The 18,372-nt window shown below is 70.2% G+C and carries 18 protein-coding genes (1 of these 18 only partly in view); 6 read left to right on the forward strand and 12 right to left on the reverse strand.

Annotated features, from left to right (window positions below):
• The 12 genes from Q1A98_RS07615 to rpsJ form a co-directional block, all read right to left on the reverse strand.
• Nucleotides 1-5,824: the 5' portion of a non-ribosomal peptide synthetase gene (locus tag Q1A98_RS07615; RefSeq protein ID WP_299571584.1), read on the reverse strand. 2,237 nt of this gene lie to the left of the window's left edge; 5,824 of the gene's 8,061 nt are visible here — the first part of the coding sequence; it begins with the start codon at nucleotides 5,822-5,824; its stop codon lies beyond the left edge, outside the window.
• 386 nt (nucleotides 5,825-6,210) lie between these two features.
• Nucleotides 6,211-6,501, reverse strand: a complete 291-nt coding sequence (rpsQ, locus tag Q1A98_RS07620; RefSeq protein WP_299571586.1) for a 30S ribosomal protein S17 — start codon at nucleotides 6,499-6,501, stop codon at nucleotides 6,211-6,213.
• A complete protein-coding gene (gene rpmC / locus Q1A98_RS07625; RefSeq protein ID WP_299571588.1) occupies nucleotides 6,498-6,740 on the reverse strand; it encodes a 50S ribosomal protein L29 in 243 nt (80 codons plus the stop codon). Before rpmC ends, rpsQ begins: the two co-directional genes overlap by 4 nt.
• On the reverse strand, nucleotides 6,740-7,156 hold the full coding sequence (gene rplP, locus Q1A98_RS07630) for a 50S ribosomal protein L16 (protein ID WP_253654954.1): 417 nt from the start codon (nucleotides 7,154-7,156) through the stop codon (nucleotides 6,740-6,742). Before rplP ends, rpmC begins: the two co-directional genes overlap by 1 nt.
• Nucleotides 7,157-7,159: 3 nt before the next feature.
• Nucleotides 7,160-7,978, reverse strand: a complete 819-nt coding sequence (rpsC, locus tag Q1A98_RS07635; RefSeq protein ID WP_253654955.1) for a 30S ribosomal protein S3 — start codon at nucleotides 7,976-7,978, stop codon at nucleotides 7,160-7,162.
• Between the two features lie 3 nt (nucleotides 7,979-7,981).
• On the reverse strand, nucleotides 7,982-8,404 hold the full coding sequence (rplV, locus tag Q1A98_RS07640; RefSeq protein WP_299571590.1) for a 50S ribosomal protein L22: 423 nt from the start codon (nucleotides 8,402-8,404) through the stop codon (nucleotides 7,982-7,984).
• A complete protein-coding gene (rpsS, locus tag Q1A98_RS07645) occupies nucleotides 8,401-8,682 on the reverse strand; it encodes a 30S ribosomal protein S19 (protein ID WP_026917259.1) in 282 nt (93 codons plus the stop codon). The genes rplV and rpsS overlap by 4 nt, the downstream gene beginning before the upstream one ends.
• Nucleotides 8,683-8,699: 17 nt before the next feature.
• On the reverse strand, nucleotides 8,700-9,533 hold the full coding sequence (rplB, locus tag Q1A98_RS07650) for a 50S ribosomal protein L2 (RefSeq protein ID WP_299571593.1): 834 nt from the start codon (nucleotides 9,531-9,533) through the stop codon (nucleotides 8,700-8,702).
• A 39-nt stretch (nucleotides 9,534-9,572) separates the two neighbouring features.
• Nucleotides 9,573-9,881 (reverse strand): 50S ribosomal protein L23, encoded by a 309-nt coding sequence (gene rplW, locus Q1A98_RS07655; RefSeq protein ID WP_253654958.1) that lies wholly within the window; start codon nucleotides 9,879-9,881, stop codon nucleotides 9,573-9,575.
• 1 nt (nucleotide 9,882) lies between these two features.
• A complete protein-coding gene (gene rplD / locus Q1A98_RS07660) occupies nucleotides 9,883-10,563 on the reverse strand; it encodes a 50S ribosomal protein L4 (protein ID WP_299571596.1) in 681 nt (226 codons plus the stop codon).
• Entirely contained in the window at nucleotides 10,560-11,216 is a 657-nt protein-coding gene (gene rplC / locus Q1A98_RS07665; protein ID WP_253647470.1) for a 50S ribosomal protein L3, read from the reverse strand. Before rplC ends, rplD begins: the two co-directional genes overlap by 4 nt.
• Nucleotides 11,217-11,309: 93 nt before the next feature.
• Nucleotides 11,310-11,615: a 30S ribosomal protein S10 gene (gene rpsJ, locus Q1A98_RS07670; RefSeq protein WP_003938093.1), complete on the reverse strand. Its 306-nt coding sequence runs from the start codon at nucleotides 11,613-11,615 to the stop codon at nucleotides 11,310-11,312.
• A gap of 526 nt (nucleotides 11,616-12,141) precedes the next feature.
• Between rpsJ and Q1A98_RS07675 the strand changes: the two genes are divergently transcribed.
• From Q1A98_RS07675 to Q1A98_RS07700, 6 genes are all read left to right on the forward strand, one after another.
• Nucleotides 12,142-12,651 (forward strand): hotdog fold domain-containing protein, encoded by a 510-nt coding sequence (locus Q1A98_RS07675; protein WP_299571599.1) that lies wholly within the window; start codon nucleotides 12,142-12,144, stop codon nucleotides 12,649-12,651.
• Nucleotides 12,652-12,727: 76 nt separating this feature from the next.
• The gene (locus Q1A98_RS07680; RefSeq protein WP_299571602.1) at nucleotides 12,728-13,930 is read left to right on the forward strand and encodes a mannosyltransferase family protein; all 1,203 of its coding nucleotides are present in this window, start codon (nucleotides 12,728-12,730) and stop codon (nucleotides 13,928-13,930) included.
• A 75-nt stretch (nucleotides 13,931-14,005) separates the two neighbouring features.
• Nucleotides 14,006-14,722: a response regulator transcription factor gene (locus Q1A98_RS07685; protein ID WP_299571604.1), complete on the forward strand. Its 717-nt coding sequence runs from the start codon at nucleotides 14,006-14,008 to the stop codon at nucleotides 14,720-14,722.
• On the forward strand, nucleotides 14,719-15,735 hold the full coding sequence (locus Q1A98_RS07690; RefSeq protein WP_299571607.1) for a HAMP domain-containing sensor histidine kinase: 1,017 nt from the start codon (nucleotides 14,719-14,721) through the stop codon (nucleotides 15,733-15,735). Before Q1A98_RS07685 ends, Q1A98_RS07690 begins: the two co-directional genes overlap by 4 nt.
• 164 nt (nucleotides 15,736-15,899) lie before the next feature.
• Complete coding sequence (locus tag Q1A98_RS07695; protein WP_299571610.1) at nucleotides 15,900-17,336, forward strand: DUF4153 domain-containing protein; 1,437 nt, start codon at nucleotides 15,900-15,902, stop codon at nucleotides 17,334-17,336.
• 210 nt (nucleotides 17,337-17,546) lie between these two features.
• Nucleotides 17,547-18,059, forward strand: coding sequence for an alpha/beta fold hydrolase (locus Q1A98_RS07700; protein WP_299571613.1), 513 nt, complete (start codon nucleotides 17,547-17,549; stop codon nucleotides 18,057-18,059).
• The last annotated feature ends 313 nt before the right edge of the window (nucleotides 18,060-18,372 follow it).

Raw genomic sequence — 18,372 nt, forward strand, 5'->3', positions numbered from 1 at the left:
CGGTGACGGCGCCGTCGACCGTGGGATCGTCGGCCAGGACCGCGTCGACCTCGCCCGGCTCGATCCGCATGCCGCGGATCTTCACCTGGAAGTCGTTGCGGCCGTGATAGACCAGGTCACCGGAGGCGGTGCGCGACGCGAGGTCGCCGGTGCGGTAGAGCCGTCGGCCGGGGACGAACGGGGACGCCACGAAGCGCAGCGCGGTGAGGTCCGGGCGAGCGTGGTAGCCGCGACCGAGCGCCGCGCCGGACAGGTACAGCTCCCCCACCACGTCGGTGGGCACCGGGCGCAGGCCGGGGCTCAACACCATTGCGCAGACGCCGTCGACGGGCGTGCCGATCGTGACCGGATCGTCTTCGCGCAGAGGGCAGGTCGCGGTGGAGGTGATGGTCGCCTCGGTGGGACCGTAGAGGTTGATGACGCCCCGGCCGGTACGCGACCACCGCGCGACCAGCTCAGGCGGGCACGCCTCGCCCGCGACCATCATCGTCGAGATCGACGGCATCGCCGCGGGGTCGACCGTCGCGGCGACCGACGGTGTGAGCACCGCATGGGTCACGCCATGACGGTCGACGAACGCTGCGAGGTCGGTGCCGGCGAAGACATCCTGCGGGCTCACGACCAGTTCCGCCCCGGTGCACAGCCCGAGCACGATCTCGAAGACCGCGACGTCGAAGCCCGGCGACGCGACCTGCAACACCCGGCTCGACGGCGAGATGCCCAACAGCCGCCGCTGTTCGGCGACGAGGGTGGCCAGCGCGGCGTGGGTCACCCCAGCAGCCTTCGGCATGCCTGTGGACCCCGACGTGAACAGCAGGTAGGCCAGGTCGTCGACGAGAATCGGTCGGCGTCGCTCGGCGGCGGTGACCGGGTCCGACTCATGGCCCGCGCACCGCAACTCGACGTCGGGGTCGTCGACGACGATGACCGGCGTCGTCACGTCGCGGGGCAGCGTGTCCCGCCTCGCGAGCACGAGTCGTGCCCCGCTGTCGGCGATCATCGACGCCACCCGCGACGTCGGGTGACGCGGATCGACGGTCACGAAGGCCGCACCCGTCGCCGCGACGGCGGCGATCGCGAGGACGAGGTGACCCGACCGCGGCATCGTGACGGCGACGACGTCACCGGGCCCGACGCCCCGGGCGATCAGGTCGTGTGCGGACGCGGCGACCGCGGCGCGGAAGTCGGCCCAGGACAGGACGATGTCTCCCGAGATCGCCGGCGCGGTCGGGTCGGCGAGGGCCGCTCCGGTGTCGAGGAGATCGGCGAGCACGGCGGGCGGCGTCGACGAACGCCGAGGTGCCGTCAGTGCGGCGACCTCGTCGCCGCCGAGGACGTCGATCGTGCCGGCGGACCGGCCCGGGTCGGCGACCACCGCGGCGAGCACGCGGGTGAACATGGCACCGAAACCGGCCACCCGTGCCTCGTCGAACAAATCTGTGGCGTAGGAGATCTCGACGCCGACGGACTCCGGCGCGTCGACGATCGTCCAGGTGAGGTCATACTTCGCGGCGGGGACACGGGCGTCGAGGAGCCCAGCCGCCCCCTCCCACGACGCGAGTTCGGCGAGGTGGTCGGGTCCGACGGTGAGCGCCACCTGGAAGAGCGGTGTGTGGGCCGGCGTGCGCTGTGGTGCGATCGCGTCGACCACCCGCTCGAAGGGGATGTCGGCGTGGGCGAGCGCGGCCGCGCGGATCCGATGATTGCCCGCCAGCAGGTCGGCGACGGTGGCCTCGGCCCGCATCGGCGTGCGGAGGACGACGGTGGTGACGAACATGCCGACCAGGTCGGCGAGGGCCGGGTCGTCGCGTCCGGCGACGGCGGTGCCGATGGTGACGTCGTCGGTCGCCGCGAGCCGCGCGAGCAGGATGGCCAGCGCGGTGTGGAACACGGTGAAGGGTGTCGTCCCCGACACGCGCGCCATCTCCCGGACACCCGCGGCGATCTCGCCGGGCAGGGTGAGGTCGACGGTCGCTCCCGCACCGGTGGCGACCCGCGGCCGACGGCGGTCGGTCGGCAGCTCGAGCACCTGCGGCGCCCCGCGCAGCTCGTCCTCCCAGAACGCCAGACCGTCGCTCATCCGCGGCGACGGCGCATCGACGGTGCCGAGCGACTCCGCCTGCGTCACCGCGACATCGGCGTACTGCAGGGGCAGAGGCGTGAGCGTCGGTGCGTGTCCGGCACGGCGGGCGTCGTACGCACGGGTGAGGTCGGCCAGCAGCGGCCGCAGTGAGAAGCCGTCGGCGGCGATGTGGTGGACCACGACAACCACCGCGTCGCCCGCCGGGTCACCCGTGACGACCGTGGCGCGCAGCGGGATCTGGGTCTGCAGGTCGAAACCGACGCCCGCCAGCCGCGCGATCGTCGCCGACCGCCCGTCCTCGTCGACCTCGATCGCCGTCGGGCAGGCCGCGTCGAGTCGCGCGAGGGCGTCGGGCGTGGACAGGATCTGTTGCACGGGTTCGCCGTCGACCGCGGGGAACACCGTGCGCAGGATCTCGTGTCTCTCGAGCACGTCGGCGACGGCGGCGCGCCAGGCGTCGACGTCCGCGGCGTCGGCGAGCGCGAGGGCACCGGACATGTTGTAGGTCGGGTCGTCCGGGGCCATCCGGTGGGTGAACCACAGGCGTGTCTGGGCGGGGGCCAGCGGGATCCGTTCGGGCCGAACGGTTCTGGTCACCGCGGTGATCGGCGAGGTCGGCACGGCGCGTGCCGCGAGCTCGCGCAGATCGCGGGCCTCGAACACGTCGGCCAGGGCCAGCTCGAGGCCGGCGGCCCGCGCACGGGACACGAGGCGTGCCGCGACCAGCGAGTCACCGCCGATCCGGAAGAGGTTGTCGGTGACCGAGATCGTCGCACCCGACAGCGCGTCGGCGACGAGCGCGACCAGGGTCTGTTCCGCTGGTGTCGCGGGGGCAAGGGCTGTCGGGGTCGTCGGCGCGGCGGGTGCTGGCAGCGCACGGCGGTCGAGCTTTCCCGATCGTGTCGTCGGGAACTCCGTCACCACGACGACCGCGGACGGGACCATGTGCGCGGGCAGACGGTCGGCACACGACGTTCGCACGGTGTCGAGGTCGGCCGCGCCGCGGACGTAGGCGACCAACACCGGCGACGGACCCATGTCGCGACGGGCCACGACGACCGCACCGTCCACCCCGTCCATCTCGGCGACGACGGCACCGATCTCACCGAGTTCGACACGGCGGCCGCGGATCTTGACCTGGTCGTCGGCACGGCCGAGGTAGTCGAGCAGGCCGTCGTCGCCCCACCGGACCAGGTCGCCGGTCCGGTACATCCGTGCCCCGCGGTGGCCCGACGGGTCGGCGACGAATCGCTCGGCGGTGAGGCCGGTCGCCCCGACGTAGCCGGCGGCGAGCTGCGGGCCCGCCAGGTAGAGCTCCCCCACGACCCCGGCCGGCACCGGTCGCAGGTGGGCGTCGAGGACACGGGTCACGGTCCCCGGCACCGGACGGCCGATCGGGACAGGGCGCTCGTCGGCGACGACATGCCGGGTGACGTCGACGGTCGCCTCGGTGGGCCCGTAGAGGTTGACCAGCGTCGGACCGTCGCCCGAACGCACACGGGCGGCCGTCGTCGCGTCCAGCGTCTCACCGGACGTGACCACGAGGCGCACGGCGGCCGGGAACGGGTGATCGGTCGAGGCGACGTCGAGAAAGGTGTCGAGCATGGACGGCACGAAGTGCACGACCGTCACCCCGGCCGACGCCATCCGCGTCCGCAGGTACTCCGGGTCGCGGTGGCCGTCGGGTGCGGCGACGACCATGCGGGCACCGGTGGCCAACGGCCACAGCAGCTCCCACACCGACACGTCGAACGTCGCGGGGGTCTTGTAGAGCACTGCGTCGGCGGGGGTGAGGGCATGGTCGTCCTGCATCCAGGTCAGGCGGGCGCGCACCGCGGCGTGACCGACCTCGACGCCCTTCGGCTCCCCGGTCGAGCCGGACGTGAACAGCACGTAGGCAGGAAGGTCCGCCGGGATGGCGCGAACGGTCCGATCGAGGGCTTCGACCGCGGTCCAGGCGTCGACGCCTCCCGTGCGGGCGACGGCGTCGGCGTCGACGGTCGCGGCGGGGCGGACACGGGAGGTGATGGCCGCTCGCCGCGCGGCGGGGTCCTCGGGGTCGACCGGGACCCAGGCCGCTCCGAGGGTCAGCGCCGCGTAGATTCCGCAGACCTGTTCGACGCCGCGCGGCAGCGACACGACGACGCGGTCCCCCATCGCGACACCCTCGGCGGCGAGGAGAGCCGCGAGACCGCGCCGGGCGCGGTCGAACTCGGCGTAGGTGAGTGTCCCGGAACCGTGGTCGACGGCGACCGCGTCGGGCGTGGCGACGACCTGCCGCTCGAACGCGGCGAGCACACCGCCGTCGTCGGCGGCGAGGTCGAGCGCGGGTCCCCTGGAGAACGTGTCGATGTCCGCGGCCTCGCCGGGTAGCAGCAGGTCGACGTCGGCGACGGCCGCGTCCGGCGCGGCGACGAAACGGTCGAGGAACGTCAGGAAGCGGCGCAGGTGGGTGTCGATCTCGGCGGCGGAGTAGCGCGCCGCGTTGCCATGGAGGTCGATCTCGATCGGGGCGTCGCTGCCGGCCTGGTAGACATTCAGGCGCAGGTCCTCCGCGATCCCGGACGACAGGATCCGGTAGTCGACGCGGGCGCCGTCGATCTGCAGCGGCCGGTCGAACAGGACCATGTTCACGATGGGCCCGAACGACATCGACGCCGTGTCGGTCAGGCCGGCGAGTGCGCGGATGTCCTCGAAACGGAATCGCTGGTGCCGCAGGCATCCGGTGAGTTCGATCGAGGTGGCGCCGATGAGGCCGTCGACCGTGGCACCCGCGGCAACGGGCAGGCGCACCGGCAGCAGGTTGGCGACCATCCCCGCCGAGCGCTTGATCAGCGCCGTCGTCCGCGCGGTCACCGGCAGGCTCAGCACGACCTCGTCGCTCGCGGTCATCCGCGCGAGGAACGCCGCGAAGGCCGCGCCCAGCACAGCCGGCACCGACGCCTGGGTCCGGCGCGCGGCCGCGGTCAGGCGGGCCTGCGCCTGCGGCTCGAGCCGCTCACCGGCAGCGACGTGGCGGTGCCGGTCGTCGCCCGCCGGAGCGCCGCGCCGCGCGAGGGTGACCGGCTCGGGCAGGTCCGCGGCACGCTCCGCCCAGTGGGCGCGGTCCTTCTCGCGGCGCGAACTCATCGCGTAGCGGGCGTCGTCGGCGACCACCTCCGCGACGTCGGCGCGCCGGGGTGGGGTGAAGTCCTCACCGCGCAGGGCGGCGTTGTAGCGGTCGACCGCCTCGTGCAGGCACACAAGCGCGCCGAAGCCGTCGAAGGCGATGTGGTGACCGCGGAGGTACCAGAAGGTCCGGTCGTCGGCGATCCGCAGGAAGGTCGAGACGGCCACCGGGTCCGACGTGAGATCCATCGGGCCCGTGTGATCGGCGGCCATCCACTCCTGTGCGGCGGCCTCCGGATCGTCGGCACCGCGCAGATCGACCTCGTCGACGGCGAACACACGGTCGGGATCGATCCACTGGTACGGGACGTCGTCGACGACGGTGAAGCGGGTGTGCGCGGACTGGAGGTCACGGGCTGCGTCGAGGACACAGCGACGGAACAGGTCACGGTCGAAGGGACGGTCGGTGTCCACGACATCGAGATGGTGGGCGACGGTCACCGACCGGTCGGGGTCGGCGTGTTCGGCGAACCACATGCCCCGTTGAGCGGCCGTGAGCGTGACGAGGCGAGGGTCTAGGCCGGCGGCCTCCCGAGGCCGCGACAGCACACCCCCAGCACCTGCATCACCCATCGCTCCTTCGTCATTTCTCCCACGACCCTCGACCCGAGGCCCTCCGCGCGCACATCCCCCGACGGTATGCCGGTGAGCCGAAGTGATCATAACTGTGCGATCTCACGAATCACTGTCGTTGAACCAGCCGACTCGAACGACGTCGGACCACCCGACGATGGGGCACGCCACATGTTGTTCGCATCGTGAAAAACATTGTGGCGCAACAGTTCATCTGGATCTCATCAGCACCATCCGCCCCATCCGCCGTCCATCGGATGACGGACGGGCGACGGCAAGCGGTGGCACGAACTCCGTGACAACTCACAGCAGACCGTCAGGTGGCCCGGAGACGAGAAAGGCCCGTCACCGCGAGGGTGACGGGCCTGTCCCGGAGGTGCAGGTGCTTACTTGGCCTTCTCGAGGACCTCGACCAGACGCCACCGCTTGGTGGCAGACAGGGGCCGGGTCTCCATCAGACGAACGCGGTCACCGATACCGGCGATCTCCTGCTCGTCATGGGCCTTCACCTTGGAGGTGGTGCGGATGATCTTGCCGTACAGCGGATGCTTCACGCGGTCCTCGAGCTCGACCACGATCGTCTTCTGCATCTTGTCGCTGACGACGTATCCCACGCGCACCTTGCGCTGGTTGCGCTCCTGGGTTGCGGGTGTGCTCACGTTCGTGTCCTCACTCATGCGTCGTCACCGCCGTCGGCGTCGGGACCTGCGGCCAGGCCCAGCTCACGCTCGCGCAGCACCGTGTAGACACGGGCGATCTCGCGGCGCACCAGCCGCAGCCGGCGGTTGTTGTCGAGCTGACCGGTCGCCATCTGGAACCGGAGGTTGAACAGCTCCTCCTTGGACTCCTTGAGGCGCTCGAGGAGCTCGGTGTCCCCCAGTGCGCGCAGCTCGGATGCTGCGATGCCCAGTGCCATCAGAACTGCTCCTCTCGGGTCACGATGCGGGTCTTGATCGGCAGCTTGTGCTGCGCGCGGCGCAGAGCCTCACGAGCGGTGTGCTCGTTGGGGAAGCTCATCTCGAACAGCACGCGGCCCGGCTTCACCGGGGCCACCCACCACTCCGGCGAGCCCTTGCCCGAACCCATGCGGGTCTCGGCGGGCTTCTTCGTCAGCGGGCGGTCCGGGAAGATGTTGATCCACACCTTGCCGCCACGCTTGATGTGCCGGTTGATCGCGATACGCGCGGACTCGATCTGACGGTTGGTGATGTACGCGCTCTCCAGTGCCTGGATGCCGTAGTCACCGAACGTCACCTGGGTGCCGCCCTTGGCCTGCCCCTTGAGGCTGGGGTGGTGCTGCTTGCGGTGCTTGACCCGGCGAGGGATCAGCATGGGTCAGCCCTCCTGGTTCTCGGTCGGGGCCGGGGCCTCCGTCGCCACCGCGGTCGCGGTGTCGGCGGCTGCGCGGCCGGCCTCGGTGCTCGTCGCGGTGGTGCCCGACGCGCCGCTGCGACGCGGACGCTGCGGGCGCTCACGGCGCGGACGATCACCGGCGGGGGCGGCCGCGGCGGCGAGCTCACGCTTGCCACCGACGATGTCGCCCTTGTAGATCCACACCTTCACGCCGATGCGGCCGAAGGTCGTCTTCGCCTCGTAGAGGCCGTAGTCGATGTCGGCGCGCAGCGTGTGCAGGGGCACCCGGCCCTCGCGGTAGAACTCGCTGCGGCTCATCTCCGCGCCGCCGAGACGACCCGAGCACTGCACCCGGATCCCCTTGACGTTGGGCTGACGCATCGCCGACTGGATCGCCTTGCGCATGGCGCGACGGAACGCGACACGGTTGCTCAGCTGCTCGGCGACGCCCTGCGCCACCAGCTGCGCCTCGCTCTCGGCGTTCTTCACCTCGAGGATGTTCAGCTGCACCTGCTTGCCGGTCAGCTTCTCCAGCTCGCCACGGATGCGATCGGCCTCGGCGCCGCGGCGACCGATGACGATGCCCGGACGGGCGGTGTGGATGTCGACGCGGACCCGGTCACGGGTGCGCTCGATCTCGACCTTCGCGATGCCGGCGCGCTCGAGTCCTGTGGACAGGAGCTTGCGGATGGCGACGTCTTCCTTCACGTAGTCCGCGTACTGCTTGTCGGCGTACCACCGCGACTTCCAGTCGGTGGTGATACCCAGACGGAAGCCGTGCGGGTTGATCTTCTGGCCCACTGGTCAGGCTCCCTTGCTCGTCTGCTGCTTCTTGGGCTGCTTGGACCGCGAACGACCCTGCTGCCCTGCCGGCACGCTCTCCACGACCACGGTGATGTGGCTGGTGCGCTTGCGGATCCGGAACGCGCGGCCCTGGGCCCGCGGACGGAAACGCTTCATGGTCGGGCCCTCGTCGGCGAACGCCTGCGAGACGACCAGCGTGCGCCGGTCGAGTCCGAGGTTGTTCTCCGCGTTGGCCGCCGCGCTGGCGACGACCTTCGCGACCGGCTCGCTCGCCGCCTGCGGCGCGAACAGCAGGATGTCGAGTGCCTCGTCGACCTTCTTGCCGCGCACCAGGTCGATCACGCGACGCGCCTTCATGGGCGTGACGCGGACGAACTTGGCGGTGGCCTTGGCCGTCGGGTTGGCGGATTCGGTGCTCGTCATCGACGCTTCGCCTTCCGGTCGTCCTTGATGTGGCCCTTGAACGTGCGCGTCGGCGCGAACTCGCCGAGCTTGTGCCCGACCATCGACTCCGAGACGAACACCGGCACGTGCTTGCGACCGTCGTGGACGGCGAACGTGTGACCGATGAAGTCGGGGATGATGGTCGAACGGCGCGACCAGGTCTTGATGACCTGCTTGGTGCCCTTCTCGTTCTGGACGTCCACCTTCTTGAGCAGGTGGTCGTCGACGAACGGGCCCTTCTTGAGGCTGCGTGGCATGTTCTACTCCCTCCTGCTCAGCGCTTCTTGCCGGTGCGACGACGGCGAACGATCAGCTGATCGCTGGCCTTGTTCTTGCGGGTGCGGCCCTCGGGCTGACCCCACGGGCTGACCGGGTGGCGACCACCCGAGGTCTTGCCCTCGCCACCACCGTGCGGGTGGTCGACGGGGTTCATCACGACACCGCGGACGGTGGGGCGCTTGCCCTTCCACCGCATGCGGCCGGCCTTGCCCCAGTTGATGTTCGACTGCTCGGCGTTGCCGACCTCGCCGACCGTGGCGCGGCAGCGCACGTCGACGCGGCGGATCTCACCGGAGGGCATGCGCAGGGTGGCGTACGCACCCTCCTTGCCCAGCAGCTGGATCGACGCACCGGCGCTGCGGGCCATCTTGGCCCCGCCGCCGGGACGCAGCTCCACCGCGTGGACCTGGGTACCGGTCGGGATGTTGCGCAGCGGCAGGTTGTTGCCGGGCTTGATGTCGGCGGTGGCACCCGACTCGACGACGTCGCCCTGGTTCAGCCCGCGCGGCGCGATGATGTAGCGCTTCTCGCCGTCCAGGTAGTGCAGCAGCGCGATGCGCGCCGTGCGGTTGGGGTCGTACTCGATGTGCGCGACCTTGGCGTTGACGCCGTCCTTGTCGTTGCGACGGAAGTCGATCAGACGGTAGGCGCGCTTGTGCCCGCCGCCCTTGTGTCGGGTGGTGATACGCCCGTGGGCGTTGCGTCCACCGCGACCGTGCAACGGACGCACCAGCGACTTCTCCGGGTGGTCACGCGTGACCTCGGCGAAGTCGGCGCCACTGGCGCCGCGGCGGCCCGGTGTCGTCGGCTTGTACTTGCGAATGGCCATGACTCTTCGTCCTCTGCCTCTCCTCGGATCCGACCGGCGTCAGCCGATCGGTCCCCCGAAGATCTCGATGGGCTTGCTGTCGGCGGTCAGGGTGACGATCGCGCGCTTGGTGTCCTTGCGCTTGCCGTAGCCGAAGCGGGTGCGCTTGCGCTTGCCCTGGCGGTTGGCGGTGTTCACGTTCGAGACCTTGACGTCGAAGATCTTCTCGACGGCGATCTTGATCTGCGTCTTGTTCGAGTCCGGGTGGACGATGAACGTGTAGACGTTGTCCTCGATCAGTCCGTAGGACTTCTCGGAGATCACCGGCGCGAGGATGATGTCGCGCGGATCGCTGTGCTGCACGGTCATGTCACGCCTCCTTCTCGGCTGCGTCGCCCGTGGCCCGTGCGACGAAGGTGTTGAGCGCCTCGACGCTGAACACGATGTCGTCGGAGTCGAGGACGTCGTAGGTGTTGAGCTGGTCCGGGCTGATCGGCAGCACGTTCGGCAGGTTCGCGACGCTCTTCTGCGCGGCGATGTCCTCACGGCCGATGACCACCAGGAACTTGCGACGCTCGCTGAGCAGCTCCAGGAACTGCCGGGCCGACTTCGTCGACGGGGTCTGACCCGCGACGAGCTCGGTCACGACGTGGATGCGCTCGTTGCGCGCCCGGTCCGAGAGGGCACCGCGCAGGGCGGCGGCCTTCATCTTCTTGGGCGTGCGCTGGCTGTAGTCACGCGGCTGCGGGCCGTGGACGGTGCCACCGCCGGTGAACTGCGGCGCGCGGGTCGAACCCTGACGGGCGCGACCGGTGCCCTTCTGGCGGTACGGCTTCGCGCCGCCACCGCTCACGGCGCCACGCGTCTTGGTGGAGTGCGTGCCCTGGCGTGCCGCCGCGAGCTGCGCGGTGACCACCTGGTGCATCAGCGCGATGTTGGCCGGCGCGTCGAAGATCGAGGCGGGCAGCTCGACGGTGCCGTCGGTCTTCCCGTCCGCGGTCCGGACGTCCAGCGTCAGCTTGGTCGCCGACTTCGTGGTGTCGACACTCATGCCTTCACACCGCCTTTCACTGCGTCGCGGACGATCACGACGCCGCCCTTGCGACCGGGGATGGCTCCCTTGATCAGCAGCAGGCCGGCCTCGGCGTCCACCTTGTGGACGGTCAGGTTCTGGGTGGTGACGCGCTCGTTGCCCATGCGTCCCGCCATCCGCATGCCCTTGAACACGCGACCCGGGGTGGCGCAGCCACCGATCGAGCCGGGTGCACGGTGCACGCGGTGAGCACCGTGGCTGGCGCCCAGGCCCTTGAAGCCGTGACGCTTCATGACACCGGCGAAGCCCTTGCCCTTGGAGGTGCCGGTCACGTCGACGTAGGCACCGTCGGCGAAGATCTCGGCGGTCAGCTCCTGGCCGACGCTGTACTCCGCGGTGTCGTCGACGCGGAGCTCCGCGACGTGACGACGCGGCGTGACACCGGCCTTGGTGAACTGCCCGGCGACGGGCTTGGTCACCTTGCGCGGGTCGATCGCACCGTAGGCGAGCTGCACGGCGGTGTAGCCGTCGGTCTCCTGGGTGCGGATCTGCGTGATGACGTTCGGACCGGCCTTGACGACGGTCACCGGCACGACGCGGTTGTTCTCGTCGAAGACCTGGGTCATCCCGAGCTTGGTGCCCAGGATCCCCTTCCCACTGTTCTGAGTCATGTCTGTATCTGGTCCCTGTGTGTTCGATCCCTACAGGCGGCCTCCGGAGCGGGTCCGCGTGACGCAACGCGTCGCGACCCTCTCCGGTGCCGACTACTGGATGTTGACGTCGACGCTGGCCGGCAGATCGATGCGCATGAGCGCGTCGACCGTCTTGGGGGTCGGGTCGAGGATGTCGATCAGACGCTTGTGCGTCCGCATCTCGAAGTGCTCGCGCGAATCCTTGTACTTGTGCGGCGAGCGGATGACGCAGTACACGTTCTTCTCGGTCGGCAACGGCACCGGGCCCACGACGCGTGCCCCGGTGCGGGTCACGGTCTCCACGATCTTGCGCGCCGACGCGTCGATCGCCTCGTGGTCATAGGCCTTGAGCCTGATGCGGATCTTCTGTCCCGCCACGCTGTGTCCTCTTCCGTCTGGTGACTCGGCGACAGATGCCCGCGAAACGGGTCCCGCGTGTGCGGGTCAGGACAGACCACCGGGCGGCTCACACGCCGTCCGACCCGGACGTCCGGGTGGGTGATCGACACTGTTCATCTGTCGTTGTGCGTTCGCGTCCGTCGACGGTGTCGGCGGACGCCACAGCTCTTCTGTCGCACCGGGCTGCTCCGGCACCCGCGGTCGGGCGTGTCGCGCGCACCGGACAAACCTGTGCGCTGTCACCCTGTTCCGACCGCTTGTGGTCGCGCCCTGACGGGCGGTCCCACCGAGTCCGCTCCGATCCGAGGGATCGGGCCGGACGACGACGTTGTGTTCTAGCTCGTGTGATCGAACCCCCGGTGCTCGGAGCAGTTCGGGAACCGCTTGCTCCGCCGGGACGATCGGCGCCCGGATCGAGGCCGCACGAGACGGCACCCGTTCTGGGCAACCCGAACAGTATGCACCAGGACCCGGTGCCGGTCCAAATGGCCGTTAGTCTCGCCCCATGAGTGAACAGCACACCGTCGCGCCGGCCCGTCCCACGGGCGTCACGCCCACCTACGCGCTGTGGCGACGGCTCCCCAGCGGCATCGTCGGCGCCGCCGTGTTCTCCGTCGGCATGGTCGCGCGGGTCCCCTACTTCGGCACCATCCTGCCCCTGGTGCGCGAGCTCGAGCCGGGCCGGTGCGTGGTCACGTCCCCGAAGTGGTTCGGCGTGCACAACCACATCGGCACCTACCACGCGATCGCCGCCTGCAACCTCGCCGAGACGGCCATGGGCATGCTCATGGAGGCGTCGACGCCGACCGAGCTGCGCTGGATCCCGAAGGGCATGACCTCGCAGTACCTGACCAAGGCGACCACGGGCCTGCGCGCGGTGGCGACGCTCGTCGAACCGATCGACCCTGCGTCGGTCGGCGGCGGCAGTGAGGTCGTGGTCGCCATCGCCATCTCCGACAAGCACGGCGTCGAGGTGGTGCACTGCGACATCACCTGCTGGGTGACGCCCCGCTGATCGCTTCTGTCCTCCGAACGGAGGAACAGTCACGCTCCCGCGGGCCGACGGGGCACGCGACGCATATGTATGGGCGGTGACTCGCTCTCGCCCCATGGTCCGGCAGTCGGCGCTCGACCGACTCACCCCGTTGCGGGATGCACCCGTGCGTCAGGCCATCACCGATGCCGGCGTCCCGTTCGCGGTGTGGCACGCCGCGCTGTTCGGGCTCGCAGCGTTCGCGAGCGCCTATCTCGCGCCGATCGCCACCACCGTCGACGGTGCGGGTCGGTCCGAGCCGATCTGGGCTCATTTCGACGCCGCCTATTACGTCGGGATCGCCGACGGTGGGTACAGCGCCGGTCCCGGTGACGAATGGGCCTTTTATCCCCTCTACCCCGCGCTGGTCCACGTGGTCGGGTACATCGGCGGCGGGGGACACACGGCGAACATCGTCGCCGGGCTCGTCGTGTCGAACCTCGCGGGCGTGGCTGCGGCGGTGGTCCTACACAGGTTGGTGAGCGCCGACTGGGGCCTCGGCGTCGCGCGGCGCACGGCGGTCTATTTCGCGGTGACCCCTCTGGGGTTCTACCTGTCGGCCGTCTATGCGGAGAGCCTGTTCGTGCTGCTCGCGGTGGCCACCCTCCTGTTGACACGACGGCACAGGTGGGTCGCGGCCGGTGCCGTCGCCGCTCTCGCGGCCGCGACGCGTCCGCCGGGGGTCATGCTGACGCTCGTCCTCGTCGCCGAGGTGGTCGTCGTGGTCATCGCGGCTCGCCGGACCGGCGCCGCACTCTCCCTCCTGCGACCACTCGTCGGCATCGTCCTCGCACCGATGGGGCTGGTCGCGTTCCTGGCGTTCGGATGGGTGCGCACCGGCGACCTGTTCGTCACGTTCCGCGTCAACGCGGACCGCTGGCACCGGGAACTCGACTGGCCGTGGGTCGCGATCGACCATGCGATCCGCGACGCATCATGGGGCGATCCGCGCGACTACCTCTTCGGTCCGCTGAACCTCGCAGTCGTCGCAGTCTGTCTCGTCGCTCTGGTCGTCATGATCCGACAGTTCCCCCCGACCCACACCGTCTTCACCGCGGCGATGCTCGCGCTGCCGATCTGCTCGGGCCAACTGCAGGCGGTCGGGCGACAGTCCCTGCCGATCGTCACCGTGCTCGTCCTGCTCGCCACCCTCACGCGATCACGGGCGTCGACCGCGCACCAGATGGTCGTCGCCGTCTTCGCCGGCCTCTGCACGGTGTTCCTCGTGATGTACGTCCTGGTCGTGCCGGCCATCGCCTGACGACCCCGCGAACCTTCACAGACTCTGCACACCATCTGCGGCCCGACTGCACAAACGGACATTAGCGTCGACTCCATGAGCGCCGACGACCGTTCCCCGAGCGTCCTGGTGGTGGACGACGAGCCACTGATCCGTACGTCGATCGCCGACCGCCTCACCGCCGAGGGCTTCTCCGTGACGACCGCGGCCAGCGGCCCCGACGCCCTGAGGTGGCACGCCGACACCGGACCCGACGTCGTGATCCTCGACGTGATGCTGCCCGGGCTCGACGGTCTCGAGGTCTGCCGACGGATCCAGGCGCACACCCCCACCCCGGTTCTGATGCTCACCGCGCGATCGGAGGAGACGGACCTCGTGATCGGTCTGGGCGTCGGGGCCGACGACTACCTGGCGAAGCCGTTCTCGATGCGCGAGCTCGTCGCTCGCACTCGCGCGCTGCTGCGACGGGCCGAGCGCTATCCCATCGACGCCACCACGACGGCGCCGACTGTCGTTGCCGGGCCGCAGATCGTCGACGAGCTCGCCATCGACCACGATGCGCGGTCGGTGACCGTCGCCGGGTCGTCGGTCCACCTGACGCGTACCGAATTCGACCTGCTGGCGACGCTCGCCCGTCACCCCGGCGCGGTACGCAGCCGCGGGCAACTGCTCGAGACGGTGTGGCAGTGGACCGACGCCGGCGAGACGCGCACCGTCGACTCCCACATCCGGTCGTTGCGGCAGAAGGTCGGAGCGCATCGCATCCGGACGGTGCACGGCGTCGGGTACGCCCTCGAGGTCGGACATCCATGACGCCGACCCGACCGCGCCCCCTCGACGCGATCCGTTCCTTCAAGACGAAGACGGCGGTCGTGGTGGGGGTCGCGCTGTTCAGCTCCAGCCTGTCGTTCTGGGTCACCGCGCAGTGGCAGTTCCGCTATGCCCTCCTGCTGGCCCTGGTGGTCGCGCTTGTCGTCACCTGGTTTCTCGCCCACGGGATGACGTCACCGCTGCGCGAGATGACCGGCGCGGTCCGCGCGATGTCCCATGGGGACTACTCGGGTCGGGTCCGGGCCACCTCACGCGACGAGATCGGCACCCTGGCAACGGCGTTCAACCAGATGGCCGCCGACCTGTCGGCGACCGACACCTACCGACGCGAGGTCGTCGGCAACGTCGCGCACGAACTCCGGACGCCTGTCGCCGCACTGCATGCCGTGCTGGAGAACCTCGTCGACGGTGTCAGCACCCCGGACCACGACACCCTCGCGCTGGCCCTGAGCCAGACCGACCGACTCGGGCGACTCGTCGACGACCTCCTCGACCTGTCACGGGTGGAAGGAGGTGCCATCGCGCTCGACCGCGCGATGATCGACCTGCACGGTCTCACCGAGGACGCCGTCGCGGAGTGTCTGCTCCGCAACGGCATCGGACAGGATTCGGCCACACACGTGACGTTCCACAACGCCGTGCCCACCGGGCTGTTGGTGCGCGCGGACGAGGCCCGCATGCACCAGGTCTTCGCGAACCTGCTCGACAACGCGGCACGGCACTCACCCACAGACGGGATCGTCGACATCACAGCCCGCGCCGACGGGACCGGGGCCGTCATCGACATCGCCGACCAGGGGCCCGGCATCGACCCCGACGAACGCGGCCGCATCTTCGAACGGTTCACCCGGGGCGGCTCCCGGGACGGCGGGACAGGCCTCGGCCTGGCGATCGCCCACTGGGTGGTCCGACTGCACGACGGGGAGATCGCCGTCGTCGACGACCCCGACGGCTGTCGCATCCGCGTCCGACTCCCCGCGCAGGCTCCCACCTGAGTCGACCCCCGACTTCCGGGCGCGTGGCGCCCGCGCGCGCATCCGCGCATCCGACACACCCGCACGACGAGAGGCGATACCCCATGCCCGGATCACCCCCGTTCGACACGATCCCCCCAGTTCCCGGACCGAACCCGCCCGCATCTCCTCCGCCACCGCCGCTGATGACCACCGTCGACGACATCCCGCCGGCCGCTCCCGCACGGGTACCCGTCGCGGTGGCCGGGGCCGGGCTCGTCGCAGCGATCGCCGCACCGTCCGGGACGACGGGGATCGGGGTCGTGATCATCACGGTCGGGATCCTCGCCGCCGTGGTCGTCGGGGCTCGGCGAGGTCGACCCACCCCGCTCGGCGTGCTCGGCGTGCTCGCCGTGGCCGCACTGGTGTCGGTGGCGGCGTGGCGCAGCGCCGAATGGGTGGTCGATGGGTGTCTCGTGCTGGCCGCCGTGTCCGCGGTCGGGCTCGTCGTCGACGCGCGCACGCTTCGTCAGGCCGCGTTCGGTGGATTCGCAGCAGTGGTCCTCACCCCGCGGGCGGTGGCGTGGTCGGGCCGTGCCGTCGCTCGCCTCCGTGGGGGCCGCTCGCTCGACAACCCGGGGGCCGTCGCCGCGGTCGCCGTCGTGACCGTCGCCCTCGCAGTCGTCTTCGGCGCTCTGTTCGCGGGCGCGGATGCGGCCTTCGCGCACCTGCTCGCGATGCTCACACCCGACATCGGCTCCCTCGACCTCGGCCCGCAGATCGCGGTCGGTGTTCTGGTCGCCCTCGTCACGACCATCGGGATCCATCTGCGCTGGGCGCGTCCGCGGTCGCCGTACGTGCCCTCGCCACCGCAGACCCTGCACACCACCTGGATGTGGGCACTACCGGCGGGGACAGTCCTGCTCGTCTCGATCGCGTTCCTCGTCACACAGGCCTCGACCCTCTTCGGCGGCGACGACCACGTGCAGCGGACCGTCGGCCTGACGTACGCGGAGTACGCGCGATCGGGGTTCTGGCAGCTCTTCGTGGCGACGGCGCTGACGATCGCCGTCGTGGCCGTCGCATGGCGTCGGTCACCGCAGGACACCACCGCCGATCGTGCTGCCGTCCGGGTGATCCTCGGCGGGTTGTGCCTGGCTGCACTGGCGGTCGTCGCATCAGCCCTGCACCGGATGGACCTCTACGTCGACGCGTTCGGCGCCACCCGGCTGCGCGTCGGTGCGACCGCCGTCGAACTGTGGTTCGCAGTCGTCTTGGTCGCCCTGATGGCGGCAGGCGCGGGGTTCGGTACCCGGCAGTTCGCCCGGGCGATCGCAGGGGTGACCATCGTCGGAGCGCTGGCGTTCGCCGCGTATGACCCCGACGCCCGCATCGCCGAGATCAACGTCGACCGCTACGAGAAGACCGGCCGCGTCGACGTCGGGCAGCTGTCGGACCTCTCGCCCGATGCGGCGGATCAACTCCTGCGACTGCCTCCGCACCTTCGGGACTGCGTGCTCACCGCTCTCGCCGGCGATGTCCGGATGGACCGCCGGTGGGCCGACACGAACCTGGCACGGGAGCGAGCACGGCATGCGCTGGGCGACCTGCGGCCCGTCGACCCGGGGGCCTGTGCCGGATGAGATCGGACTCCGAGCTCGGCAGTGGAGGGCGGACGGCTCCACATCTCGTCGCGGCCTCGATCAGGTGACGACTCGCTCGAACGGCCCCGACACGCCCGGACCCGGGGTGACGGGGGTTTCTATGATCGGGTTTCCGTGACGTAACGTCGAAGTGAATTGACTCGTTGAGATCGCAAATGCTTGGCGGGTCGTCGGGGGCGAAGGAGGAACATGTCGAGGTTGTCGACTCGTGCCCGGCGCCGGTTGTGTGTGTACGCAGCAGCCCTCGTGGCGATGCTGGCGATACCCGCGCAGGCCGCCGCAGCCCCTCACCCGTCGTCGGGGATCAACACCCCCACGTGTCGCCCGTCCGCAGAGCATCCGCGGCCGGTGGTGCTCGTCCACGGGACGTGGGCCAACCCCGCGAAGACGTGGGAGAAACTCGCCCCCGCTCTGCGTGACCAGGGGTTCTGCGTCTACACCATCTCCTACGGCAAGCGTCAGTCGGCGAGCCCGCAGAACCTGCTCGACCTGTTCGGCGGCAACTCCATCCGTCAGTCCGCGCGCACCCTCGGTTCGTTCGTCGACACGGTGCGCAAGGAGACCGGCGCCCGTCAGGTCGACATCGTCGGCCACTCACAGGGCGACCACATGGGCATGACCTCGGATCCCCGCGCCGTGGCGATGGTTCTCGATGCCCTCGACCCGTCCTACGCCACCACGCACCGCACGCCCTGCCCCTGAGACTCTGTCGGCACGGCCATCGACGGCCGGCGCCCGAGGACCGCGACCACGCTGCGCGTGGTCTCGCGATCGTCACACCGGAACCGCCGGGCACGAATCGACCGGATGGATGTTCTGCACCAGTTCGGCCGACCGGTGGAACCCTGCCCCCGGTTCGATGATTGCGCTCGAAGGGATCATCGCGCGGGTCTCGCCGGGAGTCGATCTCGTCGGCTGCCCGGGCAGCGGGATCTCGGCGTCCTCCCTCAGGATCGAGTAGCTGATCTGGGAACCGTTCGCGGTGGCGTACCGCAACCGAAGGTGCCCGAACGGG

This window comes from uncultured Williamsia sp. (assembly GCF_947494875.1).
GTDB lineage: Bacteria > Actinomycetota > Actinomycetes > Mycobacteriales > Mycobacteriaceae > Williamsia_A.

Coding starts and splice junctions, on each gene's coding strand:
- rpsQ (WP_299571586.1), bottom strand. CDS start 6,501: ATGAGTGAGGACACGAACGTGAGCACACCCGCAACCCAGGAGCGCAAC.
- rpmC (WP_299571588.1), bottom strand. CDS start 6,740: ATGGCACTGGGCATCGCAGCATCCGAGCTGCGCGCACTGGGGGACACC.
- rplP (WP_253654954.1), bottom strand. CDS start 7,156: ATGCTGATCCCTCGCCGGGTCAAGCACCGCAAGCAGCACCACCCCAGC.
- rplV (WP_299571590.1), bottom strand. CDS start 8,404: ATGACGAGCACCGAATCCGCCAACCCGACGGCCAAGGCCACCGCCAAG.
- rpsS (WP_026917259.1), bottom strand. CDS start 8,682: ATGCCACGCAGCCTCAAGAAGGGCCCGTTCGTCGACGACCACCTGCTC.
- rplB (WP_299571593.1), bottom strand. CDS start 9,533: ATGGCCATTCGCAAGTACAAGCCGACGACACCGGGCCGCCGCGGCGCC.
- rplW (WP_253654958.1), bottom strand. CDS start 9,881: ATGACCGTGCAGCACAGCGATCCGCGCGACATCATCCTCGCGCCGGTG.
- rplD (WP_299571596.1), bottom strand. CDS start 10,563: ATGAGTGTCGACACCACGAAGTCGGCGACCAAGCTGACGCTGGACGTC.
- rplC (WP_253647470.1), bottom strand. CDS start 11,216: ATGACTCAGAACAGTGGGAAGGGGATCCTGGGCACCAAGCTCGGGATG.
- Q1A98_RS07675 (WP_299571599.1), top strand. CDS start 12,142: ATGAGTGAACAGCACACCGTCGCGCCGGCCCGTCCCACGGGCGTCACG.
- Q1A98_RS07685 (WP_299571604.1), top strand. CDS start 14,006: ATGAGCGCCGACGACCGTTCCCCGAGCGTCCTGGTGGTGGACGACGAG.
- Q1A98_RS07690 (WP_299571607.1), top strand. CDS start 14,719: ATGACGCCGACCCGACCGCGCCCCCTCGACGCGATCCGTTCCTTCAAG.
- Q1A98_RS07695 (WP_299571610.1), top strand. CDS start 15,900: ATGACCACCGTCGACGACATCCCGCCGGCCGCTCCCGCACGGGTACCC.
- Q1A98_RS07700 (WP_299571613.1), top strand. CDS start 17,547: ATGTCGAGGTTGTCGACTCGTGCCCGGCGCCGGTTGTGTGTGTACGCA.